Below are 13,579 nucleotides of genomic sequence, written 5' to 3'. Positions count from 1 at the left end.
GTGTTTTTTACTGCCCTTCTATGCGTCATAATTTACACAATAAAAAGGCCAAGGAATAAATCCTTGGCTCTCATGGAAATATTAATGTTTTACAACAGTATATGTTGCAGCAGCACTAGTATTTCCTGCTTTATCTTTTGCAGTTACAGAAATGACTGTTCCTTTTTTCTGTGCTTTGATACTAACTGAATAAACTCCACTAGTGTTAGTTGTTGCAGATCCTAATACCGTAGAACCTTTCTTAACCGTCACAATTGAACCTTTTTCAGCTTTTCCAGTTACTTTTAAATCATTGTCGTCTACTTTATTAATTGTTGGTTTTCCTGGAGGAATTACATCAACGACAGTTACAGTAGTTGCCACACTTGTATTTCCTGCAGCATCTTTAGCTGTTACTGTTAATTTAGTGCCAGCTACTTGAACAGCGATTTTCGCTGTATATGTTCCAGAAGTTGTAGCCTTTACAGTCACTAGTGTTGTTGTCCCTCTTTTAATCGCAACAGTAGAACCAGCTTCCGCTTTACCTGTTACAACTACATCGTTATTATCAACTCTGTTAACAATTGGCTTTGCAGGCGCAATAACATCAACAACTTTTGTTGTCCCAGCAACACTCGTATTCCCAGCTGCATCTTTAGCATAAACACTTAAAGTTACTCCAGCTTTTTGAACAGGAATCTTAACCGAATAAGTTCCAGTTGATGTTGCTTTTGTAGGAGTTCCTAATACCGTACTACCGTTTTTAACTGTTACAGTAGAATTGGCTTCAGCCTTTCCAGTAACCACTAGATCATTATTATCAACTTTATTTACTGAAGGTTTAATTGGTGCTACATTGTCCTCAAATCCAGTCGCGATCACATATTGGTCATCTTCTGTATTATTGTCAATGTCTTGTTCTTGATCATTATCGTAAACTTCTACATAATATGTACCAGCTTTTGCCTGATATACTTGGTATTCAATCCCGTCTTCTTCCCAATTATCTAAATATTGTAATCTATTACTTTCAACATAACCTTTTTCCCAAGCTAAAAATGATAGATCAATATTAGTAGAATCAGTATAACCAGCTACATATAATAGTCCATCATTTGGTACGACTACTTTATGTAAATCATAATCATAATACTCATCTGTTGAAAGTAACTGGCCAATTAACGGTTTTTTGAAGGAAGTATTATCTGCAGTTGCAAACTCTTCATTTGGCTCTGTCTCAAAAATAAAATCATCGTCTGAACTTGTGGAATTACTAAGAATACCCATTTTATTAATGTTTTTTACTGAAAAAGACCGTGAGTATTTAATTTCGTTTCCAAGATGTTCAATCATATTCTTTGATAGATTGTACCCGTTTCCTTCTGCATGAGCAGTTGTGAAAGATAATGGTGAAGCTAATAAACCTAAAGTTGCTAAAGATAAAATACCCTTTTTCATCATAATGTTCTTTCCCCTCTTTTTCCGTTCGTTATAGTGAATCCTTTATTAGTATCCTTCAATAATTAGCTATGTGCAATAAAAATTTTGCACTATACTATTAAAACTTTATGACCACTAAACAGTTCCCTGGCCAAAGTGATTGGACAACACCAATCACAATAGCATTTTCGTTATTTCTGCCTTCCCAAGCAGCTTTCTAATCCTCCTTTGTATTTTTGATGTTAACCATATTCTACCAACTTACCCTTTCATTTTTTTGAGCACCTAACTGCCCATCATAATAACTCTCTTTAAAATAAAAAGCACAAGAAATATTGATTTCCTTGTGCTTTTTATTAAATTGCCTATTCTCTGTTTTATCCGTAAACCTACATTATTTACTTTTTTAAAGAAGAAATAGCCGTTCTTGTTTGATCGATATACTGAATTGTTTGATCGTACTCTTGTGTTGCGACAGCCATAAATAAAATATCGATGACATGTAGTTGAGCCATCCTTGATGACGTTGCTCCACTTCGAAATGTTGCTTCACGATGTGGAGAATTGAATAATTTAATGTCCGCTAAGTTTGATACAGAGTTCGAACCAAAGCCCGTGATACTAATAGTGTTAACACCGTTTTCCTTGGCAATTTGAACAGCTTTTTGAACCTCTAGTGTTTCTCCAGAAAATGAAATTCCTACTAAGACATCATTCTCCTCATGGTTCGCTATTTGAACAGCTAACAAATGCAAATCAGTAAATGCAGATGTATATTTTTTTATACGCAAGAACTTTTGTTGTGCATCTAAGGCAACTACCATTGAGCCACCTACTCCAAAGAAATATATATTTCTAGCTTTTGTTAAAGCTTGTACTGCTTCCTCTAAATCACTCACATTAATAATATCGCTAGTATCTTTAATTGCCTGAATATTGTTGTTCGTCATCTTTTTAATGATGGAAGCAGTTGATTCTCCTAAATTGATATCTCTTGACCCTACCTCTGTTGTCGTGATGATATCACCTGCAATTCGTAGCTTAAGTTCTTGAAAGCCTTTAAGGCCTAATGAGCGACATAATCTAATAATTGCAGAGTTACTTGTTTGACTTTTTTCTGCAAGTTCAAAAACTGTATATTGAATTGATTTTTCCGGGTTTTCAATTATATATTTAGCCGCCCTTCTCTCAGAAGGTGGAAGTTTATATAGCATTTCCTTTAACATGATTAAACCGCCATTTAGTGCATTCATTTAATCTACTCAACTCTCTCTTTATTAGTATAAAATGATGAATGATAAAAATCTTCAACCGGCATTTTTTTCTCTTTTAATCGTTTTCGCAATATGATTACAACCAAATTATAAAGTATAAAATAGAAAAGCAAAATCATATTTTAATATGAAATAGAAAGGCGACATCTAGTATCAAATGACTAGTTGTCGCCCTTTAATTAATTTTTTACTACTTTGGTAATAAAACCACTAGCTTTATTCAAACTGATTATTGCTTCATCATAATTCATTCCCGTTAATATCATAACAATTGCTATTTTCGTTTGATTATTTGCTTTTTGTAAGTAATTACTCGCCGTTTCATATTCACAGCCAGTCGCTTCAACAATTATCCTTTTCGCTCGATCAACTAGTTTACTATTCGTTAATTGAAGGTCTACCATGAGATTTTTATATACTTTTCCAATTCCAATCATTGAAGCCGTCGAAATCATATTACAAATTAACTTTTGAGATGTTCCAGCTTTTAATCTGGTAGAGCCTGTTAACACTTCTGGACCATTATCGACTTCAATTTTTTGGAAGGCAACCTCTCCAATTTTTGAACCTTTATTACATGCTACCGCTACAGTTTTTGCTCCAATCTCGTTTGCATACTTTAAAGCACCTATTACATAAGGCGTTCTACCCGATGCTGCAATACCGATCACGATATCATTTCTTGTAAGGGATATTCGTAATAAGTCTTCCTTACCTAGCTCTTCACTATCTTCGGCACCTTCAACAGCTTTAATAAAAGCTCTTTCACCGCCTGCAATTAATCCAATGACTTCACTAGGATTCGTTCCAAATGTAGGTGGGCATTCAACCGCATCCAGCAGACCAATTCTTCCGCTTGTACCAGCCCCTGCATAAATTAAACGTCCTCCGTTTTGAAATGCTTCAACAACTAGTTGAACTACCTTTGAAATCATCGGAATTTGTTCTCTAACTGCAAGAGCCACCTTTTGGTCCTCTTCATTCATTATATTTAAAAACTCATCGACGCTTAGTTGATCTAAGTTACTCGTACGCTTGTTTCTAATTTCGGTTGTTAAGTTCTCTAACATAATTTCACCTCGATCATTAGGCAGGATTTTTATTCTTTTGTTCTTCCTGCACTTCCTGTTTTTATCGCATTTAATTATTCCTTACGTGAATTTACTTCTTTCATAGCTAATAGATATCCTCCGAAGGTCGAAGAGATTTCGTCCGTATAAAATGTTACTTTTGGATAGTGCTCATGTATTGTTTGAATAAACGTTTTCTGAACGACTGGTATTCGACTTAGAATACTTCCTTTTGTTGCAACACGTGGCTCTTCTCGAAGATTTAACTTTTTTATGGCTTGGATCGTCGTTTTTCCAAGAAGTTGGCCAGCCCTATCTAGAACTGATAAGGCCATTAAATCACCCATATTGGCCATTTCAACTATAAATGGAACATGTGAAGCAATCTCGGCTTTTGTATTGTGATAAATGTATTTTTTAAGTTCTTCAGCTTCCTTTAAATGCAATTTTTCTAGCATTTTTAAAGATAAATAACTTAATGGAATACCTTCATCAGATTCCTGTGTAATCTTTTTAAAGATTTCCATGCAAATCCAATATCCGCTTCCTTCATCCCCTAGAAGATGACCCCATCCACCTGCCGTAACAGTCCGTTCTTTATGCATTCCGATACAAATTGAACCCGTACCAGCGATTGTTAAAACACCACTTTGTCCATTTAGTAATGCTGCATGTGCAATTTGTGCATCATTAACAATTTTAAAAGGGATACGAAAAGCACCATTTAGTGCCTTTTCTAAAGGACCTCGATCTTTCACTCCACCAATTCCAGCAATTCCTAAAAATAAGAACAAGCAATTCTCTTTTGATAAAGGGCTCAAGCAATTTTCAATTGCTTCTATAATATGATTAATTCCATCTTTTTCATTGATTAGTAAATTACTAAAACCAGAATATCCTTGACTAATAATTTCACCATCTAAATTATAAGCGATCGCCTCTGACTTAGTTCCTCCACCATCAAGACCTATAACATATTTCACTAAAACTGCCCCCTACCATCTTTCATCTATTCTATTACGATATGAATCGTACTATTTCTCGGCTAATTTTTTATGTAAACGAATGATATGCTCTATTAGCTTTTGTTCACTCATTGCAGTCATTAAATGATCTTGAGCATGGATCATTAATAGAGACTTTTCACATGGCTGACCATTTAATTCAGCTTGTATTAAAGTCGTTTGAGTTTTATGTGCATGACCAATTTCTTGGTGTGATTCTTCAATTAAGCGATCTGCTGTTTCAAAATCATTTTTTTCTGCAGCCTCTAATGCCTCGTAAGCTAGTGATCTTGCATTCCCACCATGTGATATAATTTCAAAAATTTCTTGCTCGTTAGTCATCATCATATTCATACTCCTTAAGTTTTGTTTTTCTATTTATCCTTATTGAATTACCAATTCTTCTTTATAAAATAATGGTAAGTATTCTTTATGAGCGTCTAAAAGTGCATCTAGTACATCCTTTGCAACTTCATCGCTTGGAACTAATGGATTAATTGTTAGTGCCAATAATGCCTTCCCATAAGATCCAGTAACAGCCGCCTCAGCTCCAACTCGTTCAAATGATTTAATCTGCTGAACTAATCCATTTATTTGAGGTGGTAATTCACCTACTGATATCGGAATTGGTCCTTGCTTTGTAACGATACAATTTACTTCTACAGCTGATTCATTCGGAATCCCTTGTATTGAACCATTATTTTGAACGTTTAATACTTGGATATCTTTTTTATCGTTATATATAGATGTAATTAAACTACAAGCGGCATCACTGTAATAAGCTCCACCTCGTTTTTCAAGTTGAGGTGGTTTAATAGCTAAATTCTCGTCTTTATATAATTCAAATAACTCATCTTCCAACTTCTTAACGACCTCTGCACGAGTAGTGCCCGTTTTAAAAGATTCTAATTCTTCATCTAATATATGTTTCGTTTTGTAATAGTAACGATGGTATGGACAAGGAAGTACACCTAATGACATAATAAATTCTTTTTGCCATGGTAATGGTGCGATATTTTTCATAGTCATTTGTATTTCAGGATTCGCTAATAACTCTAATACATGTTCAGTCACTTCTTTTCCATCTACATAAACATGAAGTCCATATACCATATGGTTTAATCCAGCGAAATCAATATGTACACGACTTAGATCTACTTCTAACAATTTAGCAATCGTCATTGTCATATTAATTGGTACATTACAAACTCCAATCACCTTTTTATGTTTACTATATCGAAGTAATGCTTCTGTAACCATTCCAGCAGGATTTGTGAAGTTAATTAGCCATGCATTCGGGCATAGTTGCTGCATTTCTTCAGCAATTTCAAGTAATACGGGTATTGTTCTTAGACCTTTAAATAGACCACCTGCACCGTTCGTTTCCTGACCAATCATCCCAAATTGCAAAGGGATACGTTCATCTTTAATTCGCGCCTCTAGTAATCCTACTCGCATTTGAGTCGTTACAAAATCAGCATCCTTTAGCGCTAACTTTCGGTCTAACGTTAAATGAATATCCATTGGTACTCCCGCTTCTTTAACCATTCGTTTAGCTAAGTTCCCAACGATTTCTAACTTTTCTTTGCCTGCTTCTATATCTACCAACCATAACTCACTCACTGGTAGCTCGTTATATCTTTTAATAAAGCCTTCTACTAATTCAGGCGTATAACTAGATCCGCCGCCTATTGTTACGATTTTAATTCCTTCTTTACTCATGATTGTCTCACCTCATAATAGTTTAAGTACCAAAAATAGTAGTGCATTTTTATAGTGGGAATAACAGAAAATAACTCATTAATGTGCAAACAGCGGTAGAAATTAAAATAAACTTTAGTGCTTGTCTTCTATTCTTGTATTTCCCTTCTAGCTTTAAGACGACAAAAGGTAAACCTATACTACAAGCAATACTATTCGCAATAAATAATGATGTTTGGTAGGCTAAGCCTATTTGTTGAATCAGAGGACAAAGTAATAAATTGATGATTATTACGAAGGAGAAAAAGATAATTGCGCTCTTATAATTAAACTTTATAAACCAACTAGATTCTTTCAATCTGATCACCCTTTAAATAAGTAATAAAGAAAGGTCGAACTGTTCTATAAAACAGTCCAACCTTTTCACTTTTATAAAGTAAGACTATTTTTTTCTGTTACAGTCGTTACATTTTCTTCTTGTGCAAGTTTATTGTCATAAACCTTAAAGAATGGTAAATACACAAAGAATGAAATTGCGATGTTAATAAACACCAGTACAATTGCTCTCCAGTCTCCACCAGTAGATAAATAAGCTCCAATTGGTGCAGGTAAAGTCCAAGGAACCATGATATAAGTAGGTCTTACAAAACCTGCAACTGTAGCAAAATATGATAATGTTGCTGTAATAAATGGTGTTAATACAAATGGAATAATTAAAATTGGATTTAATACGATTGGTGCACCGAAAATTACTGGTTCATTAATATTAAAGATACCAGGAATAATTGCTGATCTACCAACAGCTTTTGTATATTGTGACTTTGAGAAAAATAACATTGCTAATACTAGTCCAATTGTTGCTCCAGAGCCGCCAATCCAAATAAACCATTGAAAGAAAGTTTCAGGTGCTACGTGAGGAATAGTTTGTCCAGCTGCAACAGCTTCAGCATTTTTTGCTAAATATACTTCCCAAAGTGGTCTTGCCACTGTACCAACAATTGAGTCACCATGAATACCAAAAATCCAGAAAAATGTAATAAAGAATACCGGTACTAATACACCTCCAAGACTGTCTCCAGCACTAACTAAAGGAGAAATTGCTTTATCAACTAAACTATGTAAATCAATTTTAAACACAACAGTTACTAAAGTTAATACGAATACAACAAAAGCAACAGGAATTAATGATTCAAATGAACGTGCCACTGATGGTGGAACCGAATCTGGCATTCTAATTGTAATTTTCTTCTCTTTAAAGAATCTTAAAGATTCTACAGAAAAAATAGATGTACACATTGCTACGAATAATCCATGGCCACCCATATTGCCCATCGGTAATACCATTCCAACTTTATCAACTAGTTGAGGTGTTAAAGTTAAAAGGAATGCAGCAGCCGATAATTGAGCACCTGATAAAGGATCCATCTTGTAGTTTTTCGACAAGTTATATCCAATACCATAGGCTATATAGAGCGACATAATATACATAGTTAAACGATATGGAATTAAAATTTCAAAAACATGTTTTTTTGCCCAAAGTGAGATTGCCCACTTTTCTGGTAATGGAGGAAAAGCAATTATTAAGAATAGAGAACCAATAATAATAAAAGGTAGTGCAGAAATAACTCCATCACGAATTGAACGTAAATGTTTTTGTTCAGAAATCTTTGCCATTGGGCCAGAAAGCCTGTTTTCCATAAAATTAATAAAACTGTTCATAATTCTCCCCCTTTTTCATTTTAGATAACTATTAAAATTATTTTTTTGCAATCTCTTGTACTATTGTTAATAGTTTTGGTCCACCAAGTGGTGTATAAGCCATAGGAGGTATTACTTCACATGGAACATTTGCTACATCTGCTTCAGCTTTAAAGCTATCAAAACGATGACGAACTTGCGGTGCAACCATCGCTACGTCCCAACCGTTTTTAACTTCTTCACCAAACTCTTGAGTTCCCACTGCTTGTACTTCCATTTGGATACCGTTTTTTTCCGCTTCTTTTCTTAATGCATTCACAACAATCGCACTTGACATACCGCCTGCACATACAAATAATACCTTCATACTCTTATCCTCCTAATTTAAATTCGATAATATAAAAGATTCAAAAAACTGAAAACGTTTTCTATGAAGCTATTATATTCCCAATAAAATTAAATTTCAATTATTTGTTCGAAAAAATGAAATAAAATTTTAAAAAGATGTAAAAAAAAATTTCACATTTTTTTAAATAATCATCATTTAATTTTCCTTAAACTGAAATTTACTCCAAGGATGTAAGAAATCTAGTAGGAAAATTTCTTCCTCTGCAATACGTCCAACTACATTCGTTTTCCCTGAATTCTCCATATCCTGCAGTGCTATTTGCAATTCACCTTTATACTGTCCATACAATTCATTTTCTATTAAAAGATCTCCTCTACGAATATGTGGAGTATAAGTAGGTTTAAACTCTTCATCTCTATATTTAACGCGAGACTGAGTTGAACGTATTAAGTAATCCGATACATCCCCGCGGTAAAAATGAAACTCTTCTAAAACAATCTTTTTCTCTAAATCTGTAATTGAATCATGTAAGTCAATATTTAGAGTAAATAAGTCTTTTCCGTTCTGATTTAGCTCTGCAAGTTGTTTGAACTCTTCTTCAGATGCATATGCATTTGCGATAATGACATCATCAATTAAGTCCGAATAAAATAAATGTTTCGCTTGGGTTACGACTGATAAATTACGGTGCATCTCTAAAGTACAAAGACCTTCTGATACAGGCCATGGTCCGTATGTTGCAGCTTGTGAATTAATAAATGCTGCTGTACGAATACCATGCTTTTTAAATTCTTCACTACATTTTACAAAATGTGAATAGCTCAAACCTGCATAACGATGAGGATAAAAATTATGAGATCCGATTAAATTAGATTGATTTGGCTTATAGGCTAATATATTTTCTAGATATTTCGTAGCATTACTCATGTTAATTTCAATTTTTAAACCATATGGATTATAAGTCATAATGGACTCTTCATTCCCAGTAAATCCCATATCAAGTCTAATCCCATAAGCTCCTAAGTCAGCAAAAAATGATAAATCATTATATGAAATATTTAATGTGCCAAATACTCGAGGAGCAATATCAACAATTACTTCCATCTCTAAACTATTTGCATAATCAATTATTTCTTTAAACTCTTTTAATATCTGTTGCTTGTCACCATTAACCGATAATAAACAAGTAAAGATTCGTTTAAAACCATATTGATGAGCTAATTTAATATAAGCCTTATCTTTTTCAACAGTTGAATGCTCTGGATAAATTGAAATTCCTAATTTTTTCACGATTAATCCTCCTAGTATGGTATTGGTGTAATATTTCCTAAAACAACTAAACGATTTGCCTTTGTTGCTCCAGGTACATTACTTGGTAAACCGTTTAAAGTTTCATTTGCTAAAATCGCAAAGGCAATTGCTTCTTTTGCGTCCGAAGAAAAACCAATATCTTCTTGAACTAATACTTTTGAATCCACACCTAATAATTCTTGAAGCATGCGTAGTAGCGTCTTATTATGGCTACCTCCGCCACCTACAATTACTTCATCGATTGGATGGTCTGGTAAAATAAACTTTTTATAATTTTCAGCGATCGATTTTGCAGTAAACATCGTCATTGTAGTTACTAAATCAACCGGTGAAATATCACAAAACTCTTCCAAAATTTCATCAACAAACTGTGTACCAAATAACTCTCTTCCTGTTGTTTTAGGTATAGGTGCTAAAATATAAGGAATACTCATGCATCTTTCTAGTAATCTCTCATTTACATTACCTTTCGCAGCCAAATCTCCATTAACATCATATGGACTATTAAAATAACGCTTACAAATTTCATCAATAATCATATTACCTGGACCTGTATCAAAGGCTACCAAATCATCGATTGTAGAATTCCTTGGAATGATCGTAACATTACCGATCCCACCAATGTTTTGTAGTAAACGAGTTTTAGTCTTACTTTTATAAAGTAATAACTCTGAATGTGGAACTAAAGGCGCCCCATACCCGCCAGCTGCCATATCCATCACTCGAAAATTAGAAACAACTTTCGTGTTTGTTTCATATGCAATAACCGCTGGCTCCCCTAACTGCAATGTAGATTGAATGAAATTCCCAAGAGCTTCAGGCTGGTGATAAATCGTTTGACCATGCGACCCAATAAACTCAAGTTGATCTAATGAAAATTCGTTTTTACTACAAATTTCCTTTACTGCATCTGCAAAAGCATAGCCAAGCTTAAAGTTTAAACTACATAAATGCTGAGCGTTTGAAGAAACAAGTGTAATCGCATCTTGAATTTCTTTTAATAAACCTTCCTCAAGAGGAACTGTCATAAAATCAATCAATCTTACTTCTGTTTCAGTTCCACATCCAGTGATTTCTACTAAAGCTGCATCGATTCCATCTAAAGATGTACCTGACATTAATCCAACTGCATATCCCAATTCATTCACTCCTTCATATTTTTATTACTAATACCTTAAAACAGAATTTCAATTTTGTAAAAGAAAACAATGAAAGTTTATTTAGAATTTTTCAAAAAGCAATCTTTGATGTTTTTAAGAAATCTGTGAATAGAAAGGGATTTTTATAGACTTATTTAAACACCACACATCCCCCCATGATTCATTTCTTATCTAGAATAATAAATTGCTCCAATATGAATTATTACTCATTTAATCCTCTCCCGTAAAAATTATACTTAATAAAAAATCCATACAATATAATTTCTAAAAACCCATTCATTGCGTTGATAAATTAGGCATAATTATCTGAGACAAATTAGTAACTAGTAAAAAAGTATTGAATGAACAACAGAATAATTATACAATTCTTTACATAATCAAACAAAAATTCTATATAACAATAAGGAGAATCTAAGATGAAGCATTTAGAGACACAAATAGATGAATTAGCAGATCAATATTTTACTAGATTAATAGAGATACGTAGACATTTACATATGTATCCTGAATTAAGTAATCAAGAATTTCAAACAACGAATTTTATCAATCAAGAATTAGAAAAAGCTAATATCAAAAAAATACAGTTGAATAGTCAAACAGGAACTGCAGCCGAAATAAGTGGTAATCCAGGGCCGATTGTTGCACTCCGAGCTGATATTGATGCACTTCCAATTCAAGAAGAATCTGACTTACCATTTCGTTCAGCTGTAGATGGAATCGCTCATATGTGTGGACATGATGTTCATACTACTATTACACTCGGAGTTGGATTAATTTTACAGGAATTAAAACCCCTGATTCCCGGTACAGTTCGACTGATCTTTCAACCTGCTGAGGAATCTGAAGGAGGCGCTGCGGAAATGATTGCTGAAGGCTTACTTAACGATGTAAAAGCAATTATTGGTCTTCACAATATGCCGGATCTCCCAGTTGGTACGGTTGGGATTAAAGAAGGCTTCCTAATGGCAAGTGTTGATGATTTTGAAATTACGATTAAAGGAAAAGGCGGTCATGCAGCACTTCCTGAAAAAGCAATTGATCCGATTGTAATTGGCAGCGCAGTTGTCAACCTACTACAAACTCTAGTTAGCAGAACAATTTCTCCAAAAGAATCTGCTGTCATAACTGTTGGATCGTTTCAGTCTGGGAATACAAATAATGTGATCCCGGAATTTGCAGTCTTAAAAGGCACAGTTCGAACTTCAAATGAAACAATTCGAAAGCAAATTCAAGAAAACTTTCAAACACTAGTTCAAAACCTTGTACATTCACTTGGTGGAGAAGTAGAAATAGATTATCAAGTATTACTGCCACCAGTATTTAACCATTCGAAGGTTACTTCAGTAGTACGTGAAGCAGCAATCTCAATAGTCGGAGTAGAAAATGTTGTGACTGCAGAATCGACAATGGGCGGAGAAGATTTTTCATTCTATCAACAAAAAGTCCCTGGTTCTTATATATGGTTAGGCTCTGGCAATAAAGGAAAAGATATAACGTATGGATGGCATCACCCAAAATTTATGGTCGATGAAGACTCAATAAAAATTGGTGTAAAACTAATGGCCCGATCAGTATTAAAACTATTAACGGATACAACTCTTGATAAATAATAGACAAAAAGTGAACTCATTGATTAAACAATGTTTTCACTTTTTTTATTTTTAATATATTAGCTAAATTGATTAAAAAAGCTTTGAGGTAGGACCCAATTTACCCACTACCTTTTCCAACACTTCCTGCTAATATTTTAGGACACTTCTTAATATAATTACCTTGTAGAGTTTATAGGGGGGATTTTATGCCGGATTTTGTACAAACTGCCAATTTTGAGCATTCATTTTGGTTGCATGTGTTAAGAGATCATTCTCAATTTATATTAGATGCTTTACCGTCTAAACAAGAGGAAGAAATTAAGATTGCAAAACAATTTTACGTAATTTTTAATAATTTATTTACTAGTGTAAATAACAATGAAAATATGAACGAAATTACAATTCAAGCTGAAAAAAGTGCTTTAGCACTACGCGATTTTAAACTTTCACTGCTAACGAAACATATTACAGACGCTAATTTTATGATTCACTTAACACCTACATTTTTAAACCATATGGTTAATGAATTGGAAGAATATTTATTAGTACTAACCTACTTAAAACAAAATCAAACCCCACCGATCTTCAATGAACTTCATCATCATTTATTATGGGTGCTAGATGCGGCAGGTCACGCAGATGCCATTTATACTAATCTCGATGGTACAGAAAACATGCTAAGAAAGAAAAGTCACGAATTTACAAAGCATTTTGAACACTTCTATCTGAAAGCAGTAGAACTTACCGGATATTTACGTACTAAACTAAGTACATTTCCTGCATTAAAAAGAATGAATCAAGACGTTAAATTAGAAATCCAGCTATTTCAAATATTTCTAAAAGAAATTGAAGAATTAGATATTTCAAGCCAAATGTTGAGTAACTTTTCCCCTTTAATGGCAGATCATATGTACAGAGAAGAAATGTATTTCTTAAAAAAATTAGAAGAATCTTCATCCATAAATAATTAATTTTATAAAAATTAAAGCACTCTATTTAAC

The 13,579-nt window shown here is 33.6% G+C and carries 12 protein-coding genes; 2 read left to right on the top strand and 10 right to left on the bottom strand.

All coding sequences use genetic code 11. The features are described 5' to 3' along the window. Positions 1–81 precede the first annotated feature (81 nt). The 10 genes from AN960_RS05870 to anmK form a co-directional block, all read right to left on the bottom strand. A complete protein-coding gene (locus AN960_RS05870) occupies positions 82–1,440 on the bottom strand; it encodes an Ig-like domain-containing protein (protein WP_056468201.1) in 1,359 nt (452 codons plus the stop codon). 377 nt (positions 1,441–1,817) lie between these two features. After that, the gene (locus AN960_RS05865) at positions 1,818–2,672 is read right to left on the bottom strand and encodes a MurR/RpiR family transcriptional regulator (RefSeq protein ID WP_056468199.1); all 855 of its coding nucleotides are present in this window, start codon (positions 2,670–2,672) and stop codon (positions 1,818–1,820) included. A 200-nt stretch (positions 2,673–2,872) separates the two neighbouring features. After that, positions 2,873–3,763, bottom strand: coding sequence for an N-acetylmuramic acid 6-phosphate etherase (gene murQ / locus AN960_RS05860; protein WP_056468196.1), 891 nt, complete (start codon positions 3,761–3,763; stop codon positions 2,873–2,875). Between the two features lie 74 nt (positions 3,764–3,837). Beyond that, positions 3,838–4,746: a BadF/BadG/BcrA/BcrD ATPase family protein gene (locus tag AN960_RS05855; protein ID WP_056468192.1), complete on the bottom strand. Its 909-nt coding sequence runs from the start codon at positions 4,744–4,746 to the stop codon at positions 3,838–3,840. A 51-nt stretch (positions 4,747–4,797) separates the two neighbouring features. After that, positions 4,798–5,115: a PTS lactose/cellobiose transporter subunit IIA gene (locus tag AN960_RS05850; RefSeq protein WP_056468190.1), complete on the bottom strand. Its 318-nt coding sequence runs from the start codon at positions 5,113–5,115 to the stop codon at positions 4,798–4,800. 36 nt (positions 5,116–5,151) lie between these two features. Continuing rightward, positions 5,152–6,489, bottom strand: a complete 1,338-nt coding sequence (locus AN960_RS05845) for a 6-phospho-beta-glucosidase (protein WP_056468187.1) — start codon at positions 6,487–6,489, stop codon at positions 5,152–5,154. Between the two features lie 408 nt (positions 6,490–6,897). Beyond that, a complete protein-coding gene (locus AN960_RS05840) occupies positions 6,898–8,187 on the bottom strand; it encodes a PTS sugar transporter subunit IIC (RefSeq protein WP_056468184.1) in 1,290 nt (429 codons plus the stop codon). Positions 8,188–8,224: 37 nt separating this feature from the next. After that, a complete protein-coding gene (locus AN960_RS05835) occupies positions 8,225–8,533 on the bottom strand; it encodes a PTS sugar transporter subunit IIB (protein WP_056468181.1) in 309 nt (102 codons plus the stop codon). A 177-nt stretch (positions 8,534–8,710) separates the two neighbouring features. Then, a complete protein-coding gene (locus AN960_RS05830) occupies positions 8,711–9,805 on the bottom strand; it encodes a DUF871 domain-containing protein (protein WP_056468179.1) in 1,095 nt (364 codons plus the stop codon). Between the two features lie 11 nt (positions 9,806–9,816). Continuing rightward, complete coding sequence (gene anmK / locus AN960_RS05825; protein ID WP_082459383.1) at positions 9,817–10,965, bottom strand: anhydro-N-acetylmuramic acid kinase AnmK; 1,149 nt, start codon at positions 10,963–10,965, stop codon at positions 9,817–9,819. A gap of 458 nt (positions 10,966–11,423) precedes the next feature. Here anmK and AN960_RS05820 point away from each other — a divergent pair, with 458 nt between their 5' ends. Together AN960_RS05820 and AN960_RS05815 are read left to right on the top strand one after the other, a co-directional pair. Further along, the gene (locus AN960_RS05820; RefSeq protein ID WP_502692521.1) at positions 11,424–12,596 is read left to right on the top strand and encodes a M20 metallopeptidase family protein; all 1,173 of its coding nucleotides are present in this window, start codon (positions 11,424–11,426) and stop codon (positions 12,594–12,596) included. 188 nt (positions 12,597–12,784) lie between these two features. Then, positions 12,785–13,549: a DUF2935 domain-containing protein gene (locus AN960_RS05815; RefSeq protein WP_056468171.1), complete on the top strand. Its 765-nt coding sequence runs from the start codon at positions 12,785–12,787 to the stop codon at positions 13,547–13,549. Positions 13,550–13,579 lie beyond the last annotated feature (30 nt).

Source organism: Bacillus sp. FJAT-25509, from assembly GCF_001420605.1.
In the GTDB taxonomy this organism is placed as follows: domain Bacteria; phylum Bacillota; class Bacilli; order Bacillales; family Bacillaceae_G; genus Gottfriedia.
The sequence above is the reverse complement of the archived record's forward strand: the minus strand, read 5'-3'. Positions and strand labels throughout refer to the sequence as shown.

Bases quoted from the DNA above. Each gene is read 5' to 3' on its own strand.
- AN960_RS05835 (WP_056468181.1), bottom strand. From the start codon at position 8,533: ATGAAGGTATTATTTGTATGTGCAGGCGGTATGTCAAGTGCGATTGTT.
- AN960_RS05850 (WP_056468190.1), bottom strand. From the start codon at position 5,115: ATGATGATGACTAACGAGCAAGAAATTTTTGAAATTATATCACATGGT.
- AN960_RS05865 (WP_056468199.1), bottom strand. From the start codon at position 2,672: ATGAATGCACTAAATGGCGGTTTAATCATGTTAAAGGAAATGCTATAT.
- murQ (WP_056468196.1), bottom strand. From the start codon at position 3,763: ATGTTAGAGAACTTAACAACCGAAATTAGAAACAAGCGTACGAGTAAC.
- AN960_RS05840 (WP_056468184.1), bottom strand. From the start codon at position 8,187: ATGAACAGTTTTATTAATTTTATGGAAAACAGGCTTTCTGGCCCAATG.
- AN960_RS05870 (WP_056468201.1), bottom strand. From the start codon at position 1,440: ATGATGAAAAAGGGTATTTTATCTTTAGCAACTTTAGGTTTATTAGCT.
- AN960_RS05815 (WP_056468171.1), top strand. From the start codon at position 12,785: ATGCCGGATTTTGTACAAACTGCCAATTTTGAGCATTCATTTTGGTTG.
- AN960_RS05845 (WP_056468187.1), bottom strand. From the start codon at position 6,489: ATGAGTAAAGAAGGAATTAAAATCGTAACAATAGGCGGCGGATCTAGT.